The 19,914-nt window shown below is 61.1% G+C and carries 9 protein-coding genes; all 9 read left to right on the forward strand.

The window, feature by feature from the left end; all coding sequences use genetic code 11:
* Positions 1–4: 4 nt before the first annotated feature.
* The 9 genes from HX817_RS17425 to HX817_RS17465 all read left to right on the forward strand — a co-directional run bounded on the left by HX817_RS17425 (position 5) and on the right by HX817_RS17465 (position 19,798).
* Positions 5–637, forward strand: a complete 633-nt coding sequence (locus tag HX817_RS17425; protein ID WP_003218188.1) for a hypothetical protein — start codon at positions 5–7, stop codon at positions 635–637.
* 266 nt (positions 638–903) lie between these two features.
* On the forward strand, positions 904–2,400 hold the full coding sequence (locus HX817_RS17430; protein ID WP_023659325.1) for a YdgA family protein: 1,497 nt from the start codon (positions 904–906) through the stop codon (positions 2,398–2,400).
* A 181-nt stretch (positions 2,401–2,581) separates the two neighbouring features.
* Positions 2,582–5,035: a poly-beta-1,6 N-acetyl-D-glucosamine export porin PgaA gene (gene pgaA / locus HX817_RS17435; protein ID WP_177022636.1), complete on the forward strand. Its 2,454-nt coding sequence runs from the start codon at positions 2,582–2,584 to the stop codon at positions 5,033–5,035.
* A 12-nt stretch (positions 5,036–5,047) separates the two neighbouring features.
* Complete coding sequence (gene pgaB / locus HX817_RS17440) at positions 5,048–7,045, forward strand: poly-beta-1,6-N-acetyl-D-glucosamine N-deacetylase PgaB (RefSeq protein WP_008433662.1); 1,998 nt, start codon at positions 5,048–5,050, stop codon at positions 7,043–7,045.
* 3 nt (positions 7,046–7,048) lie between these two features.
* Complete coding sequence (gene pgaC / locus HX817_RS17445) at positions 7,049–8,395, forward strand: poly-beta-1,6-N-acetyl-D-glucosamine synthase (protein ID WP_003218180.1); 1,347 nt, start codon at positions 7,049–7,051, stop codon at positions 8,393–8,395.
* Positions 8,392–8,874, forward strand: a complete 483-nt coding sequence (pgaD, locus tag HX817_RS17450; protein WP_008433665.1) for a poly-beta-1,6-N-acetyl-D-glucosamine biosynthesis protein PgaD — start codon at positions 8,392–8,394, stop codon at positions 8,872–8,874. Before pgaC ends, pgaD begins: the two co-directional genes overlap by 4 nt.
* 321 nt (positions 8,875–9,195) lie before the next feature.
* Complete coding sequence (locus HX817_RS17455) at positions 9,196–10,917, forward strand: ShlB/FhaC/HecB family hemolysin secretion/activation protein (protein WP_177040686.1); 1,722 nt, start codon at positions 9,196–9,198, stop codon at positions 10,915–10,917.
* Between the two features lie 31 nt (positions 10,918–10,948).
* A complete protein-coding gene (locus HX817_RS17460; protein ID WP_177040688.1) occupies positions 10,949–19,333 on the forward strand; it encodes a DUF637 domain-containing protein in 8,385 nt (2,794 codons plus the stop codon).
* 6 nt (positions 19,334–19,339) lie between these two features.
* Positions 19,340–19,798: an SMI1/KNR4 family protein gene (locus HX817_RS17465; protein WP_177040690.1), complete on the forward strand. Its 459-nt coding sequence runs from the start codon at positions 19,340–19,342 to the stop codon at positions 19,796–19,798.
* The last annotated feature ends 116 nt before the right edge of the window (positions 19,799–19,914 follow it).

A 19,914-nucleotide genomic window follows, 5' to 3' on the forward strand; every position in this document is an offset into this window, starting at 1 on the left:
AATAATGAAAAACCCTTATGCTCCCGCTTTCTGGTGCGTGTTCTTCGCACTGGTGTTGCTATCGGCGACTTACTTCTACGGCATCATGCTGGCCCATCAAATCGACAAGGCCATGGTGTTCCTCGACAGCGCCAGCGCGCTGATCGCGGTGCTGTCCATCGGCGTGGTGGCCTGGGCCTCCTACCAGGGCCAGCGAATCAAGCGAAGACTGCTCGAACAAGGCAAGACCCGCGTGGCGATCTGGGATACCAAGGTTGCCCTGCGCCGGGTCGAGACGGTGTTCGACCGCTACTTCTGGGGCAGCTACTGGCAGCCGGGGCGCACCTTCCAGGAAGTCATGGGCGAACTGACCGGCACACCGCTGGAAAAAAGCCTCGAAGCCCTGAAAAAACAATGCGTGATGCTTGATCGGCAAGTCGCCGACGGACGGCATTGGCTGAATAACGCCCGGGAATTATCCGATGTGGCCACTGCGATGGCGCGAGAGCGTTACCAGCTGGATTTTTATGATCCCAAGTCGGATACGCCGGGCAATGCGGTGATTCACCGTGAGTTTGAGGTGCTGGTGTATACGTGGACGGCGCGCCTGAAAAGCTTCGACCATCAACTCGATGAGATCGAAACCGAGTATTCCTGAAATCTGTGGTGTCTGTACTGACGCCTTCGCGAGCAAGCCCGCTCCCACATTCGATCGAGTTCCATCTTTGGAATGCAGTCGAATGTGGGAGCGGGCTTGCTCGCGAAGGCACTTTACCGTTCAGCGCTGAAGTCTGCGCCTATTGAAAAATTGGGCTGCATACGCCAGCCAATGCTAATCTTCCCCGGATTTCGGCGGGCTTGAGCCGACACCCTTCGGGGTTCAGGGAAGACAGCCCACTTCACAGGATTTGATCAGGTCACTACATGAATAAGCCAGCAGTCGTTCTCTTGGGTATCGTCGTCGCCATTGGTGCAATCAGCGCAGGCGGTGCCTGGTACACCGGCAAGCAACTGGAGCCGGTGCTGCAAACCGCCATCCAGGACGCCAACAAGGAACTGCAGACCTCCATGGCCGGTGTCGACGGCACTGTGACCCTCGAACTGGTCTCCCTCGACCGTCAGCTGTTCAGCAGCACCGCCCACTATCGCCTCAAGGCCCAGGGCGCGGTGTTCGGCGAAAACCATCAGGACACCGAACTGCTGTTCGTCGACCATATCGAACACGGCCCGCTGCCGTTCTCGCGCCTGGTGTCGCTGAAGTGGCTGCCGGTCATGGCCACCAGTCACTACGAACTCGAGAAAAACCCCACCACCGAAAAATGGTTCGCTGCCAGCAAGGACGTGTCGCCCCTCAAAGGCGTGGCCAACATCGGCTATGACCGCTCGGTGACCGGCAACGTTGAACTGCTGCCCCTGGAACTCAAGGACGACAAGTCGGCCGTGAGCTTCTCCGGCGCCAACCTCGATTTCGACTCCACCGCCGAAGGCAAGAAGGTCAAGGCCAGCGGCTACATGGACAGCCTCAAGGTCTCGGTCATCGATGCCAACAACGCCAAGCTGGATGCGGAGCTGAGCGGCCTGACCATCGCCAGCAACCTGGAAAAAACCACCTTCGGTTTCTACACCGGGCAAAACACCGTCGAGCTGACCAACACCAAGGTCACCTTCGGCCCGCAGCAAGCAGTGCTGACTCTCAAGAACTTTGAGCAGAAAGACAGCAGCGAAACCAAGGACAACAACCTGGCCGGCCGCGTCGACTACAAGATCGACGAGATCGGTTACCAGGGCAAGCCCGTGGGCTCGGCGGCCATGGCCGTCAGCATGAAGAACGTCGACATCCCGTCGATGCTGGTACTGACCAAGCTCTACCAGGAAAAAGTACAGCCGGCCCAGGCCGCTGCCGCTGCTGGCCAGCCCGTGCCTGAGTTGCAACTGACCGAAGCCGAGCAGACCCTGGCCCAGGCCAACGTCGACCAACTGCTGGCTGCCAAGCCGCAAGTGGCGGTAGAAAACCTGTCGCTGAAAACCACCAATGGCGAGAGCCGCTTCAACCTGGTGGCGGACTTCGCCAAGCCGTCGAGCATGGACCTGCCGCCGGTTGAACTGGGCAAGCAAATCGTTGCGCTGCTGGACGCCAACCTGACCCTGTCCAAGCCGATGATCCAGGACGTTGCCGGCCTGCAGGCGCAGATCGGTGGTGTGACCGACCCGAAAGCCATCGAGCAGCAATCCCAGATGGCCAGCGAGATGATCAGCGGCATGGCCGTGGGTACTCAACTGGCGACCCTGGTGGGTACCGATATCGTGTCCAAGCTGCACTACGCCAACAATGAAGTGACCTTCAACGGCCAGAAAATGACCGTCGAGCAATTCATTGGTTTTGTGCTGGGCAAGTTCGGCGCGGTCAGCGGCGCTCAATAAGATTCGGCTCAAAGTGATGTAGGCCAATTCTGAACAATTGTTCTGAATTGGCCTTTTTTGTACCCCCCTCAAGGATATTGCGCCCCGGGAAAGCTTGGCCGCGTCATCAGATGCCGGCCGCCTGGAGTGTCGTGCAGGTGAACTTATCGCTACAGCTTTCCCTGGTGAGGAAGCTGACGACATGTCGCGTAATATTCATCCGTTTATCCGCCTGGCCCTGTGCAGCCAACTGCTCTGGCCCGTCGTGGCATCGGCCGATGCGGCCTATGATTCGCTGATCAACCAGGCCCGCAGTGGCAACTATGGTCCGGCCCTCAACCTGTTGCGCCAAATGCCCGCCGAGCGCCAGACGCCGGGGCAGGTCAGCGATCACCTGTTGATTGCCAGCTGGGCGCGCCAGGACGCCGAGGTGCTGACGGTCTACGAGGCCCAGGGCCGCTCACGCACCCTCACCACCCAGGCGCTGGCCACCGTCGCCCGCACCTATCGCAACCAGCAGCGTTGGGAACCGGCGATTGCCGTGTATCGCCAGGCGTTGCTGCGCGAGCCGAATAACCCGGACTTGCAACTCGGCCTGGCCCTGACCCAGGCGGACGCCGGCCAGACCGCTGAAGCGGTGCAGCGCACCCGCGCCCTGGTGGCCGCCAAGCCCGACGACGCCGACCGCCGCATGGCCCTGGGTTACGCACTGACCCGTGCCGGTTCTACCTATGACGCGCTGTTCGAATTCGACCAGGCGTTCATGCGTGCTGGCAACAAACCTGAAGTCGCCCGCGAATACATCGTCGCCCTGCAACGTGCGCGCCTGCCGGAACCGGCCCTGCGCCTCGCTGCCCGGCGCCCTGGCCTGTTGGACCCGGTCACTCAACGCCGCCTCGAAGGCGACCTGGCCGCCGAGCGCGTGCGCATGGCCGAGTTCGCGACCCGCAGTGAAAAAGAGCGGTACGTCATCGCCGACCGTGCCCTCAAGGATTACGACCAACTGCTCACCACCTGGACACCGGATGCCAACGCCCATGATGACGTGGTGCGCTGGCGCATCGACCGTCTGGGCGCGCTAAAAGCCCGGGCGCGCACCGCCGAGGTGATCCGCGACTACGAAGTGCTGAAGGGCGAAGGCGTGCAACTGCCGACCTACGCCCTGCGCTGGGTCGCTGCCGCCTACCTCGACCAGCGCCAGCCGGAAAAGGCCGCGCCGCTGTATCGCCAGGCCCTGGCGGCAAGCGATGCGGACGCCGGCGATCACGTCGAAGACAGCACCGCGCTGTTCTACGCCCTGCTCGAAAACGATCAAGTGGTGGAAGCCCGCGAAGTCGCCGACAACCTGGCGAGCACCCAGAAACCCCGGGTCGAGCTCAAGGGCTTGCCCATCGGCAACCCCAACGACGCCTGGATGGACGCCCAACAATTGGCCGCCCAGGCCGGCACCTATGGCGCCGACCTGCCCGCCAGCGAAAAAGGCCTGGAAGCCCTGGTGCAACAGGCCCCGGGCAATATCGGCCTGCGCCTGGCCCAGGCCGATATGTACCGTGCCCGCGACTGGCCACGGCGCGCCGAAAACACCCTCAAGGAAACCGAAGCCCAGGCCCCGCGCGACATCGGCCTGGAGGTTTCCCAAGGCCACACTGCCCTCGATCTGCAGGAATGGCGTCAGCTCGATGCACTCACCGATGACGTGGTCGACCGCGCCCCGGACAACCGCCAGGTACAGCGCCTCAGCCGCCTGCGGGATGTGCACGACATGGCCGAATTGCGCGTCGAGGCCTACACCGGCAAAAGCAACGGCGGCGGCGATAACGGCGCGGGCGCGGTGTCCGGCAGCCGCGATTTCGGCATCGAAACCTTGCTCTACAGCCCGCCCATCGATGAAGACTGGCGCGTGTTCGGCGGGGCCGGCTACGCCACCGCCGATTTCGAAGAAGGCACCGGCCAACACCGTTGGCAGCGCCTTGGTGTAGAGCGGCGCACCCGCGACATGACCCTCGAAGCCGAGGTCTCCAACCACTCCTACGGCTTTGGCGACAAGCAGGGCGCACGCATCGCGATTGCCCGCGACATCAATGACCAATGGCAGTACGGCGGCAGTCTCGATTACCTCTCCGCGAGCACCCCGCTGCGGGCACTGAATGCCGACATTACTGCCAACGGCGGCAGCGGGTTTATCCGCTGGCGCGCCAACGAAAGCCGCGAATGGAAACTGGCCCTGAGCCCGTCCCACTTCAGCGACGGCAACAACCGCCTCGAAGCGCTGCTCACCGGTCGCCAGGGCGTGTACAGCTCGCCGGGGGTGCAAGTCGACCTGGGCCTGGAAGTCGGCACCAGCCGCAACACCAAGGAAGACACGCCGTACTTCAACCCGCGCTCGGACTTCAGCGTGCTGCCCACGGCCACCGTCAACCACGTGCTCTACCACCGCTACGAAACCCAGTGGAGCCAGCAGTTCCAGGTGGGGGCGGGCACCTACAGCCAGCGCGACTACGGTACCGGCGGCGTTGCACTGGTGGGCTACGGCCAGCGGTTTCGCTGGAACGACGTGCTCGAAACCGGAGCCAACCTCAGCTGGATCAGCCGACCTTATGACGGTGAGCGCGAAAGCGACCTGCGCCTGATCGTCGACCTCACCTACCGCTTCTAGAAGAGTCCGATCATGCCCGTCTTGTCCCGTTGCCTGTTGGCCCTGGGGTTAATGCTGAGCAGCGCTTGCGCCCAGCAACCCGCACCTTTCACTCCACCCGCCGAGCGGCTCAAGCCTGCCAGCGAAGCGGCGTGGCCGAAGAACCATTTCCTCGGTATCGCCTACCACGACATCGAGGACCGCGACCCCGATCAGGCCGTCGTGGCCGTGCGCACCGAACGTTTGATCGAGCAGTTGGCGTGGCTGCGGGAAAACGGCTACCAGCCCGTCACCGTCGACCAGATTTTGGCGGCCCGCAACGGCGGCCCGGAGTTGCCGGCGAAGGCGATCATGCTCAGTTTCGATGACGGCTACGCGAGCTTCTACACCCGTGTGATGCCGATCCTGCGCAGCTACAACTGGCACGCGCTGCTGGCGCCGGTGGGTTCGTGGGTGGATACGCCGCTGAACCAGCCGGTGGATTTCGCCGGTACACCTCGGCCGCGTTCGGACTTCCTGACCTGGCAGCAGGTGCGCGAAATCGCCCAGTCCGGCCTGGTGGAAATCGCCGCGCACACCGACGCCAACCACAAGGGCGTGCTGGCCAACCCACAAGGCAACCTGCAACCGGCCGCCACCACCCGACGCTTTGACCCGGCGACCCATCGCTACGAAACCGAAGCCCAGTTCCAGGCGCGGATGCGCACCGACGTGACGGCGATCTCCAACAAGATCCGCGCCGTCACCGGCAAGGCGCCGCGCGTGTGGGTGTGGCCTTACGGCGCTGCCGATGGCACCTCGCTGGCGGTGGTGGGCGAGCAGGGTTACCAGATGGCCCTGACCCTGGAAGACGGTCTCGACAGCCTCGGCAACCTGATGAGCAGCCCGCGCTTCCTGGTGGCCTCCGACCCGGACGGCGAACACTACGCCAACGCCATCGTCGCGACCCAGACTGAAGCCCCGCTGCGGGTGCTGCATGTGGACCTGGACAACGTCTACGACCCGGACCCGGAACAGCAGGTGCGCAACCTCGACAAACTGATCCAGCGCGTGGTCGACATGGGTGCCAGCACCGTGTTCCTGCAGGCTTTCGCCGACCCCAAGGGCGATGGCCTGGTGCGTTCGCTGTACTTCCCCAACCGCCATTTGCCGGTGCGCGCCGACCTGTTCAACCGCGTCACCTGGCAACTGCGCACCCGGGCCCACGTGAACGTATTTGCCTGGATGCCGGTGCTCAGTTTCGCCCTCGATTCGAAGCTGCCCCGCGTTACCCGTTGGGACCCGCAAACCGGCAAGGTCGCCATCGACCCGGACCAGTACCAGCGCCTGTCGCCGTTCGATCCGAAAGTGCGGCAGGTCATCGGTGAGATCTACGAAGACCTGGCGCGCACCAGTGCCATCGACGGCGTGCTGTTCCACGACGACGCGGTGCTGTCGGACTTCGAAGACGCCAGCCCGCTGGCGCTCAAGGCCTACGCCGCCAATGGCCTGCCGGACACCATCGAAGCCCTGCGCGCCGACCCTGCGGTGATGCAGCGCTGGACGCGTTTCAAGAGCCGCTACCTGATCGACTTCACCCATGAGCTGACGGCCAAGGTCCGCAAGCTGCGCGGCCCGCAGGTGCAGACCGCACGCAATATCTTCGCCGAACCGATGCTCAACCCGGGCAGCGAAGCCTGGTTCGCGCAGAACCTTGACGACTTCCTCACCAGCTACGACTGGACTGCGCCGATGGCCATGCCGCTGATGGAAGGCCAGGACCTCAAAGGCTCCAACGCCTGGCTGGAAAAGCTCGTGGCCACCGTCAAGGCCCGCCCCGGCGCGCTGCAACGCACAGTCTTCGAGTTGCAAGCCAAGGACTGGCGCACCTCGGCCGCCCCCGATCTGGACGGTGCACAAATGGCCGAGTGGATGGGCGTGCTCAAGCGTCAGGGCGTGACCAGTTTTGGCTACTACCCCGACAACTTCCTGGAGAATTCGCCGGATCTGAAAACCGTGCGTCCGGCCCTTTCCAACCAGTGGAATCCTTGACTCATGTTCGACAGAATCCTCGCGCTTATCGTCTTGTCATTGGTATTGGGTGTGCCCCTGGGCCTGATCTTTCTGGTCACCGGGCAGTTCCTGATGGACTTCGTCTTCTTCTATCCACTGTTCATGTCCGGCTTGTGGATCGCCGGCGGCCTGTACTTCTGGCTGCACTGGGAGCGCCACTGGCCGTGGGCGGATGACACGCCGGCGCCGGTGCTGGCCGGTGAGCCGCTGATCTCGATCCTGATCCCTTGCTACAACGAAGGCGACAACGCCGCCGAGACCATCGGTGCCGCGTTGGCCCAGCAATACCGCAACATTGAAGTGATCGCGATCAACGACGGCTCCAGCGACAACACCGCCGCCGTGCTCGATGCGCTGGCGCTGAAAGAGCCGCGCCTGCGGGTGCTGCACCTGGCGCAAAACCAGGGCAAGGCTGTGGCCTTGCGCATGGGCGCGGTAGCAGCGCGCAGCGAATACCTGGTGTGCATCGACGGCGATGCGTTGCTCTCGCCGAACACCGCGGCGTACCTGGTGGCGCCGATGCTCGACAACCCGCGCCTGGGGGCGGTCACCGGCAACCCGCGGATTCGCACGCGCTCCACCTTGATCGGCCGGGTGCAGGTGGGCGAGTTCTCTTCGATCATCGGCTTGATCAAGCGCACCCAGCGGGTCTTCGGGCGGATCTTCACCGTCTCCGGCGTGGTGGTGGCGTTTCGGCGGGCGGCCCTGGACCGGGTCGACTACTGGAGCACCGACATGATCACCGAAGACATCGACGTGAGCTGGAAGCTGCAACTGGACCACTGGAGCATCTTCTACGAGCCCCGCGCGCTGTGCTGGATCCTGATGCCGGAAACCCTCGGCGGCCTGTGGAAGCAACGCCTGCGCTGGGCCCAGGGCGGCGCTGAAGTGCTGTTCAAAAATATTCGTGGCATCTGGCAATGGCGCCATCGCTACCTGTGGCCGCTGCTGTTCGAGTACTGCCTGTCCACCGGTTGGGCCTTCACCTTTTTGCTCTCGGTGATTTTCTGGGCCGTGGGCAAGGTGGTGACGCTGCCCGCCGCCATCGCCGTCGACTCGCTGATGCCGCCGGCCTTCACCGGCTTGCTGTTGGCAGTGGTGTGCCTGGTGCAGTTCGCGGTGAGCATCATGATCGACCGGCGCTATGAAAAGGGCCTGTGGAAAACCCTGTTCTGGACCGTCTGGTACCCGCTGGTGTTCTGGTTGGTGAGCCTGTTCACCACCCTGGTCAGCTTCCCCAAAGTGTTGTTCCGCCAACACCAGAAACGCGCGCGCTGGGTCAGCCCGGATCGCGGTATCAAAGCCCCCACTACGGATGTGCAGCCATGAACCTGATCCGAACCCAACAGCGCCCGGTGATGTGGGCCATCGACGTATTCCTGACCCTGCTGGCCTGGGCCGGGCTGATTATCCTGCTGGTGCGCGGGCTGGTGCCGATGCTCGACAGCCACGGCGGTCCGCGGATCGATGCGCCGATTTTCGCGGCGCTGGATACCTTGCAGATCTACCTGTGGATTGCCGTCTTCAACGCGATGGTACTGATCAGTTGGGCACGCTACCAGCAGCGACGTGGCAAGCACTTTGCCCAGCGGCGCTCGGCGGCCAAGGCCTTGAGCGACCAGCATTTGAGCGACAGCTTCAGCCTGGGGGAAGGGGACCTGGAGCAACTGCGCCGCCCGGGTGTGCTGGTGATTCATAACGACCACGAAGGGGGCGTGCAGGAAGTGACAGCCCATGTGTCCCGGCATGTGGAGCGGCCAGGGTTGAAGTTGGTAGCGGGGCAGGAGCGGACCAAGGAGGTTGGTTAACCGGGATATCGAAAAATGGGATCCAATTCACAAAATAACCGCGAACTTTTCTCATCTTTTGGCTACTAACCAGTCTTGATACCGCATTGATGGCCAAGTAATGGCAATTGTAAGCGCCATCATTGGAGGTGTATCAAAACTGTTACCGCTTGTCGGAATAAAAATTCCAATTGCAAGCGATTAAGCGTTGCATGATTTATTTATTGTTAATAATCAGCAACTTAAAGGCCTATTAAACATAACTTCCAACTAAGTCAGATTCTTGGCCGACTGGAAGTTCGATGTTAGTTTGCCGGCCCCCGCTTTTTCGACGGATCGAACATGTCTTTATTATTGCCACGGACTCGGCTGCTGCTGGGCGTTTGCCTGCTGACTTGCTTCGCACTCAATAGTGCGGTGGCGGCGCCTACGCCTGGCGACCAGGACCTGATCCGCGACCGGCAAAACCGTCTGCTGGAAGAACAGCGCCGGCGCCTTGAAGACCTCAAGGAACTGCCCGGCAAAGAAGCCAAGCCCGAAGCGCCTGCCACCCCGGCCGACACCCGTTGCTTCCCGATCAAAGACATCGAACTCAAGGGTGCCGACAGCCTGCCTGCACCGGACCGCGAGCGCCTGCTCAAGCCGTATATCGGCCAGTGCCTGGGCGTCTCCCAGCTCAACCAAGTGCTCAAGTCGATCACCGACTACTACATCGACAAAGGCATGGTTACCAGCCGTGCTTACTTGCCGCAGCAGGACCTTTCCACCGGCCACCTCCAGGTGTTGGTGGTGGAAGGCAAGCTCGAAGGCTTGAAGGGCGCCGACGGCAGCAACCTGTCCCCGCGCGAGCTGGCCATGGCCTTTCCCGGCAAGGTCGGCGAGCAGCTCAACCTGCGGGAAATCGAGCAGTTGGTGGACCAGTTGAATCGCTTGCCGTCCAAGCAGGCGCAAATGGAACTGACCCCCGGCAGCCAGGTGGGCGGCAGTGAAGTGCAGGTCAGGAATGTCCCGCAGAAGCCCTGGCGCGCCAGCCTGTCGCGCAATAACGACGGGCAGAAAAGCACCGGCGAACAACAGTGGGGCGCCGGCCTTGAGTGGGACAGCCCCCTGGGCCTGGCCGACCAGCTTGTGTTGCGCGGCGGCCACGATGCCGTCAGCGACCACCAGAAAACCTCGAAAAACACCATGCTCTACTACAACGTGCCGTGGGGCTGGTGGAACTTCAGCTACACCTACAGCGAGAGTGATTACCGCACCTTTGGCGTAACCAACGACTTTAAATTCAAGCAGAACGGCGACAACGAAAACCACCAACTGCGCGCCGAGCGGGTGATCCATCGTGACGACGTGAGCAAGACCTCGGTGAACGTCGGCCTGTCGCACCTGCGCACCAACAACTACATCCTCGACGTGCGCACCGAGCCCAGCAGCAACCGCCTCAGTGAACTGCAACTGGGCATCAACCACGGTCGCCGCATCGGCAATGCCTTCGTCAACCTCGACCTGGGCATGCAGAACGGTATCGGCGCCTTCGATGCCCAAGCTGAAAACGAGCGCGATCAGTACGGCAATCGCCTGCCCAACGCGCGCTACCGCAAATACACCGCCACCGTCAGCTACCTGCAGCCATTCACGCTATGGGGTGAGTCGTTCAGTTTCTCCAGCCTGGCCACCGGCCAACGCAGTGAAGACATTCTGTTCAGCCCCCAGCGCATGAGCCTCGGCGGCTCGGCCTCGGTGCGCGGTTTCAAAGACCAGCAGCTCACCGGCGACAGCGGCGGCTACTGGCGCAACGACGTGCGCTGGGCGCGCCCGGTGACCTGGGACTGGATGCGCCCGGCCTTTGCCGAATACGGCGCCAGCGTCGGCTACGACCAGGGTGTGATCAGCAATGGCCGCTACAACGACAACGTGCACGGCCGGGTCTCGAGCAACTCGCTGGAGTTGTTCGCCCGTGGCAAATACGTCAGCACCAGCGTGACCTTTGCCCATTCCCTGGAACGCCCGGCAGTGATGAGCGAGCGCGAAGCGCCGATCTACTTCCGCATGGATTTCTTCCTGTAATTCAACGCCCCGTTACATCGAGAATATGACAATGGATGTTCGCCACTTTGCCTTCCTGGCCCGCCAACCTTCTGCTGCGCTGAAACCGCGAGACTCGTTCTTCGGCCTGCCCAAGCGCGGGTTGGTGCTGATCCTGGCCAACGCGCTGTTCTGGCAGCCGCTGCTGGCCCAGGCCGGAGGCATTGTGGTCAGTGCGCCGGGCACCACCGTCGGCCAGGCCGGCAATGGCGTACCGGTGGTGAACATCGCCACCCCCAATGGCAGTGGCTTGTCCCATAACCAATTCAAGGACTACAACGTCGGCCCCAACGGCGTGATCCTCAACAACGCCAGCGTCCCCATGACGAACACCCAGCTGGGTGGCTACATCGTCGGCAACCCCAACCTCAAGGGCGGCGCGGCCAGCGTCATCCTCAACGAAGTCAACGGCGGCAGCCCCAGCCAACTGCGCGGCTACACCGAAGTGGCGGGCCAGTCGGCCAAGGTCATCGTCGCCAACCCGTACGGCGTTACATGCAGCGGCTGCGGCTTCATCAACACCCCCAACGTGACCCTCACCACCGGCAAACCGGTGCTCGACGCCAGCGGCCAGTTGCAGCGCTACCAGGTTGACGGCGGCGCCGTGACCATCGACGGCGAAGGCTTGAATGCCAGCAACGTCGACCGCTTCGAAATCATCACCCGCTCGGCCAAGATCAATGCGCAGATCAACGCACGAGAATTGACTGTCATTGCCGGGCGTAACGACGTCGATGCCAACAGCCTGAAAGCCACCGCGCGCGCCGATGACGGCAGCGCAAAGCCCGAGCTGGCCATCGATTCCTCGGCATTGGGCGGCATGTACGCCGGTGCGATCAAACTGGTGGGCACCGAGGCCGGCGTAGGGGTGAAACTCGACGGTACGCTGGCCGCCAGTGGCGGCGATATCCAGCTGGATGCCAACGGGCGCCTGAGCATGGCGCAGACGGCGACCACCGGTAACCTCAAGGTCACCGCGCAGAACGTGAACCTGACCGACAAGGTCTACGCCGCCGGCAATGTGCAGGTGAGCAGTGCTGAAGAACTGGTCAACCAGAAGAGCCTGGCCGCTGGCCAACGCATCGAACTCAACGCCACCACCGTCACCAACCCGGGCATCATCGAAGCAGGCGTGCAGGCCGATAACAGCCGCAATGCTACCGGCGATGTGGTGGTGAATACGCAAACCCTGAACACCAGCGGCAACGTCCTGGCCAGCCGCTCGCTGAGCGCCACGGCCACCCGGGAACTGAACAACCAGGGCGCAGTGATCCAGGGTAAAACCGTCACGCTGAACAGTGCCAGACTGACCAACCAGGGCGCCACCGCGCGGGTGTATGGCGAGCAAGCGCTGGCGATCAACGCGCCGGCCATCGTCAACCTCGGCGGGCTGATTCGCTTCGGTGCCGATCAGGCGGCAACGCTGCAAACCGATTCGCTGGATAACCGCCAGGGCCATATCCAGGTCGCGGGCGGCAGCTTGACGCTCAACAGCGGCACGCTGAATAACACCGGCGGGCAGATTGTCGCGGGCAACCTCGGTGTAACAGCGGACACAATCAACAACCAGAACGGTTTCCTGGTTGCCGACGCCGTGACGGTCAACGCCGCCCGCCTCGACAACAGTGCCAAGGGCTTGATCAGTGCCGAGAAAGGCGCGCTCAACCTCACCGTCACCAACACCTTCAACAACAGCCAGGGTCATGCCCAGGCTGGCACTGACTTGAACCTGCGCGCCGGTGACGTCGCCAACCAGGACGGCAAGCTGGTGGGTGGTCAACTCACCGCTACCCTCGGCAGCCTCAGCAACAACGACGCAGGTGTACTCAGCGCGGATGCCGGCAAGTTGACCTTGACCGTCGCCCAACAGTTGAACAACGCCAAAGGTCACTTGCAGGCCGCCCAGGGCGACATCGAACTGCACGCCGCGAGCCTGGATAACCAGGGCGGCGCCATCATCGGCAAGCAGTTGCTGCTGGATGCGCGAAGCGGGCAGATCGACAACCGCGCCGGGCGTATCGTCGGTGACCAACTGGACGTCCGCGCCGGCAGCCTCGACAACCGCAGTGCCGGGTTGCTGGCCGGTGGTGTGCCGGGTGTGAGCGTGGTGCTGAACGACCAATTGCTCAACACCCAGGGCCGTATTCAAAGTGAGGGTGACCTGCTGCTGACCGGCAAGCGCCTGGGCAACAGCGCCGGGATCCTGCTCGGCAAGGCCCTCACTGTCACCGCGCAAGACCTCGACAACAGCAGCAAGGGCGCGCTGGTCAGCAATGACGGCGACATCACCCTCAACATCAGCAACCTGCTGACCAACACCAACGGCGTGATCGACGCCGCCGAACGCAGTGTGCTGGTCAAGGCCTTGACCACCCTCGACAACCAGGGCGGCACCTTGCGGGGCAAGCGCCTGGATATCGCGGCGCAAACCCTCGACAACGACCAGGGCCAACTCCTGGCCGGCAATCAGGGCGTGAGCTACCGCGGCCAGGACCTGAGCAATCGCCAGGGCATGATCCTCAGCGGTGGTGCGGCGGTCGACCTGACGCTGGGCACCTTGAACAACCAGGGCGGCACCGTGCAAGGCGACAGCTTGACGGTGACAGCCGACAGCGTCGACAACAGCCAAGACGGTACCAAGGCCGGCGCGTTGACCGCCTTGAAGAGCGACCTGCAACTGACGGTCGAGGCCTTGACCAACCGGGGCGGCAAACTGTTCGGCAAGGAGCACGTCACCGTCTCCGGCGCCACCCTGGACAACAGCGCCAACGGCCAGATCAGCGGCAATCAGCTCAGCCTGACCTCGCGTACCCAACTGACCAACCAAGGCGGCCTGATTGAGTCCAACCAGGGCCTGACCTTCAATGGCGGCAACCTCGACAACAGCGCGGGCGGCCAACTGCGGGCGATGGAAGGCGCCAGCAGCACGCTGACGGTCACCGACCAACTGAATAACCAGAACGGCATTCTTGAATTCGGCAGCCAGGCCTTCAGCCTCAGCGCCGGGCATCTGAATAACCAGGCCGGGCAACTGCAGCACGCTGGCACCGGCGTGTTCAGCCTCAATACCAGCAGCCTCAGCGGCAGCCAGGGCAGCATCAATGGCCTGGGCACCGCCGACTGGTCGTTCGGCCGGGTCGATGGCCTCGGCCGTGTGCAACTCAATGAAGCCTTGCACTACACCAGCACCCAGGGCCTGAGCCTCAAGGCCGGCGACCGCCTGGCCAGCGCCAAGGGGCTGATCCTGGATGTCGCCAGCCTGGATAACGCGGGCGAGTTGCTCAGCGACGGTGACCTGACTGTCAACCTGACCGGCGACATGACCAACAGTGGCCGCCTTTCGGCCCAGCAAAAACTGAGCGTGGTCGCCAACAACCTCAGCCAGAACGGCGGGCGTTTGGCCGGCGGCACCACCACCCGCATCACCCTGGGCGGTACGCTGGATAACCTCGGCTACCTCACCGCACGCCAGCAACTCGACATTGCCGCCGCACAGATCAACAACCGCGGCACCCTCGGTTCACAAGGCAACGTCAACCTCAGCGCCAGCAATGGCATCAGCAATAGCGCGGACACGCTGCTGTTCAGCGGCGGCGATCTGACCCTGCGCGGGAACAGCTTCAGCAACCTGTACGGCGACGTCTACAGCAAGGGCAACCTGAGTTTCGCGGCGCTCGATGGCGGCATGGCGGCGGGCTTCAGCAACCTTTCCGGTACGGTTGAAAGCGAAGGCAATATCGGCATCAGTGCGCGGAATGTGGAAAACGCCAAGGCTGAATTCGAGTTGGGCCAGACCGTCACCACCGGCAGCCTCAATTGGCAGTGCGGCCAGCACTGCGGCGGGCACGACTCGTTCAAGCGCGGTCAAATCACCATCAACCAGACCTACCTTGAATCCGCGATCAAGGACTCGGCCTCTGCGCGCCTGGTGGCGGGCAAAGACCTGCTGATCCAGGGCGACAACGTCCAGAACCGCTATAGCCTGCTGGCGGCGAATGGCAACCTGAGCATCACCGCCAACGACCTGCTCAACCAGGGCGCCGCGACTCGCACCGGGCAGAACACCATCGTCATCGGCACCCCGCAGCGCATCGACACCGATGAGTGGGACCGGATGGAATACATCGACGTGCCCGCCTTCAACGCAGCAGTGGCAGCGGGTAATTTCGATGAAGCACGCTTTGAGGTGCTCAAGGCCCGGTCGAGCGACTGGCGTTTCTCCGAACAAAGCAACGTCACCACCTGGACCGACAACGGCGGCCCGGGCTACACCGCGACGATACAGGCCGGTGGCGCGGTCAACCTCAACGTTGCGCGCACCCTGCAAAATGGCACGTTGCACACCAACACCCTGGAGCAACTGACCGGCACCCTCGGTGACGACCAGACCGGCATCCCCGTCGGCGGCATCAACATCAACCTGAGCAAGCACGTCAACGACGCCACCGCCCAGGCGCCGAGCAGCGTATTGCCGGTGACCAGCATCGCGCCCGACGGCCGCTACGTACCCGTGGACTACACCGGCGAGTCCTTCACCCCGGTCGATCCCACCACCGCGCCCGGCTTCCAGTTGCCCAAGGGCGACTACGGCCTGTTCATCAAAAACGCCGACCCCACCAGCCACTACCTGATCGAGACCAACCCGAACCTCACCACTGTGGCGGGTTTCTTCAGCTCCGACTACATGCTCGGCAAGCTCGGCTACAGCCCCGACAACGCCTGGCGTCGCCTGGGTGACGGGCAATACGAGTCACGGCTGATCCGCGATGCCGTGCTGGCGCAAACCGGGCAACGCTTCCTCGCCGGTGGCCTGACCAGCGACTACGACCAGTTCCGCTACCTGATGGACAACGCCCTGGCCAGCAAGGACGCCTTGCGCCTGAGCGTCGGCGTGTCCCTCACTGACCAGCAAGTCGGCGCCCTGACCCACGACATCGTGTGGATGGAAAACCGCGTGGTCGACGGCCAGACCGTGCTCGTGCCGGTGCTCTACCTGGCCCAGGCCGACTCCCGCAACGTGCGCGGCAACAGCCTGATCCAGGGCCGTGACCTCAACCTGATGACCGGCGGCGACCTGATCAACGTCGGCACCCTGCGCGCCAGCAACAACCTCTCGGTGGCCAGCAGCGGCAGCCTCTACACCGGCGGCCTGATCGAGGCCGGCAACAACCTCAGCCTGCTGGCCCAGGACAGCATCCGCAATTCCATGGCTGGCGAGATACGCGGCACCCAGGTCAGCCTCACCACCCTGAAGGGCGACATTACCAACGACAACACCGCCATCCAGGTGCGCCAGGGCGCCGGCATGCGCACCCTCACCGACAGCAGCGTCAGCACCATCACCGCCCGCGAAAACCTGGCCATCGACGCTGGCCGCGACCTCACCAACCACGGTGCACTCACCGCCGGCGGCGATGCCGACCTGAAAGCCGGGCGCGACCTCAACCTGATCGCCGTCAGCGACACCAGCGAGATCCACGCCTTCAGCGACGGCGGACACAAATCCACCATCACCACCGACGTGAAAAACCAAGCGGCCACGGTCACGGCCGGCGGCAACCTGAGCATGGTGGCGGGGCAAGACGTCAACATCATCGGCAGCAACGCCACCGCGGGTAAGGACCTGAACATTCAGGCCGGGCGCGATTTCAACGTGGCGTCTGTCAGCGATGTGCACAACGTCGAAGGCAAGGAAAAAGACGGCAAGAAACGCATTAAGACCGCGGATGAGCAGACCACGCAGTTAGCCAGTGTGCTGACGGCGGGCAGGGACTTTACGAGCCAGGCCGGGCGCGACACCACGCTGGTGGCGAGCAAGATCAGTGCGGGGAATGAGGCTTATCTGTATAGCGGGGATAAGTTGAATTTGCTGGCGGCGCAGAACAGTACTCATACGTTGTATGACATGAAGGAGAACGGTGGCTGGGGCGCGAAGAAAGAGCAGCGAGACGAAGTAACCCGCACCACGAACGTTGGGACCGAGATCAAGACTGGCGGCAACCTCACGTTGATCAGCGAAGGTGACCAGCGTTACCAGGTCGCGAAGCTTGATAGTGGTAATGACATCATTCTTAACAGTGGCGGGGCCATCGTCTTTGAAGGCGTCAAAGACCTTCATGACGAGAGCCATACCAAGAGCAAGGGTGACCTCGCTTGGTTCAGCGCCAAAGGTAAAGGCAACACTGACGAAACGCTGCGCCAGAGTGAAATGATCGCTCAAGGGCAGGTCGTTATCAAAGCTGTCGACGGATTGAAGATTGATGTCAGGCAGATCGATCAGCAAACCGTTAGTCAGACCATCGATACCATGGTCAAAGCCGATCCGAATCTGGCTTGGCTCAAGGATGCTGAAAAGCGCGGTGACGTGGACTGGCGCCAAGTCAAAGAGATCCACGATAGCTTCAAATACAGTAACTCCGGTTTAGGTGCGGGCTCGCAGATTGTAATAGCAATTCTGATGGCCGCATTTGTCGGGCCGTTGGCAATGACTGCGGCTGCAGGTGCTGGAGCAGGCGTCGCTGTCGCGGCAGGTGCGGGAGCCGTAGCGGCAGGCGCTGCGACCAATGCGACGGTTAGTGTCGTTAATAATCGTGGCAACTTAGGGGCGGTGTTCAAGGATGTCACCTCTTCGGATGCTTTGAAGGGGTATACGATTTCCGGTGTGACCGCTGGATTGACCGCAGCTTATTTTGATGGCTGGACCGGAACTCATACTGATCAGGCGACTAAGCAAATAACGGGGCCACAGCTCAACACATGGACTGGTGTAGGGCAGTTTGCCGCGAACCAGACATTGCAAGGCGGTACTTCAACGCTGTTGAGTAAAGCATTGGGGCAGGGCGGCAGTGGGAGTGAGGCGCTGAAAACTGCGCTATTCAATACCCTGGCAGCGGCCAGCTTCAATGCCGTCGGCGACTACACGAAAAAGTGGAACATCGAAAACGGTTCAATTCCCAAGATCGCGATTCATGCGATGGTCGGTGGCCTCTTGGCCGAAGCAACGGGTGGAGATTTCCGTACAGGCGCATTGGCAGCCGGCGCCAATGAGGCACTGGTCGTACAGCTTAACGACATCGTGAAGGGCGACAAGACATTGTTGTCCATGAGTTCTCAACTGGTCGGTGTTTTAGCTGCGGCCACACAAAAAGATGCAGATGCTAGCAAATTGGAGAAGGGTGGCTGGGTGGCGAAAAATGCCACGCAGTACAACCACCAGCTTCACAAGTCTCAAGCCGATGCGTTGGATGAACAGCGACGGTTCCATCCGGAAAAGGCTGATCGTTTGAATGCGGCGGCCTGCGCTTTGGTTAGTTGCGCAGAGTCGATCCCGACCAACGATGAAACCTATAAGGACTTCAAGGCACTTCAGGATCGCGGCGCCACTTTTAGTGAGGAGATCGCGTTACTTGAGGCGACCGGCCAGTTTGGTGGCCGTAGTTGGCAGGATTGGAGCGACGATACGCTCAATGCTCACGGCAAGGCGGTGCAGGTCGTTGGAGCAAGCAAAGACACTGCCCTTGGCCTAGTCGGAGGGGCTACTGCATATACCGGGATGGTGATGTCGTCACCCGCATGTGTTGGCGTTGTTACCTGTGCCTTACCCATCGGCTTAGGAGCGCTTGGCACCACCTCGATGGTGGGGGCATGGGATTCTGCTAGCCGGATTACGGCGGATTTTAAATCCAATGAGCCCGACCGAGTGCTAGCTTCTTTCTTTCCGGAAACCTTTCCAGGAGAGTCGAGCGTAACGTCTGACCTGGCATGGAGCACGGCGAAATCCGCAGCTCAGGCGGCTCTGTTTGGCGGCGCGAGTAAATACTTTAATGGTAAGTTAGCTGGAGAGCTTGCCAGTGGTGCAAAAGGGCTAGGTTCTGCTGGTACGGGCACGACGGCGGGTAGTAATGTTGCAAGTACGACGCCTAAAGTTGATGTTTTTTGGAATAAAACAACAGTTCTAGATAGGACTGTTTATCAACGTAACGACCTCTTTGACCCAGAGGCCCTATCGACCTGGAGAGTACGAGGTAAAACTGTTGAAGGCTCAAACCTTGAGAGGATGGCCTCGGGTCGAGCACCAATTGGGTATGATGGGAAATCAGTTGAGTTACATCATCTCTCGCAAACTGAAGTTAATGGATTCGCTGGTACTCGTGGTTCACTTGCAGAAGTTGGTTCTGTTTTCCATAGCCAGAATAGCAGTGTTCTTCATGTCCCATCCAATGCCGCTCAAAGCTTTAGGTATACTCGTTACAAAGACTCTGCAGAATACAGAAACCCTACGACTGACTATGTTTCAGTTCCTACGGATTTGAATGCAAAAACATTGACAAAGCAGGCTAAAGAGTTTAACTCTTATCAGTCGGATTATTGGAAGTTGCGGGCTCGGAGCGGGGAGTAATTAGGCGTGGATTATTCGAGAATAATTAATCTTATTAAAGAGTCGGATTACGTTGAGTTTGCTGATTATGGTGACGGGATTGCTGATGAGTGGGTTTATAAAGCTGAAGCTCGTCTTGGGTTGAAGTTGCCTGATAGCTATAAATGGTGGCTGAAGTGTTATTCTGGCGGGGAAATATCTGGGGAGGAGATTTATAGTATCTACGAAATGGATTTTGATAGTGTAAGGGGGGGGGATATCGTTTATATGTCAATCGTTAACGGTCGAAATGGGTTGTGTGGGAAGGAGAGGCTATTTATCTGCGAACCGCCGGGTGCAGGGGAATCATTTTATTTTGCCACGGACGATGGTCTTAATGATGGAGAGTATCCTGTTTATAGGCTTGAACTTTCTGATCAAACTTCTAGTTTGTATGCGAAAAACTTTATCGATTTCTTAGAAAAAAGAATAATGTCTTTCAGTTGAATAACGATTCTGCGTTTAAAAAATGGTTGAGAAAGGCTCGGTGCAAAAGCGACAGGAGAATTAGCTAGTTCTGGTGGGAAACCCACTGTTGAGTTATTTGGTGGGAAGAATGCTCA

It is taken from the genome of Pseudomonas sp. C6002, from assembly GCF_013385805.1.
In the GTDB taxonomy this organism is placed as follows: Bacteria; Pseudomonadota; Gammaproteobacteria; order Pseudomonadales; family Pseudomonadaceae; genus Aquipseudomonas.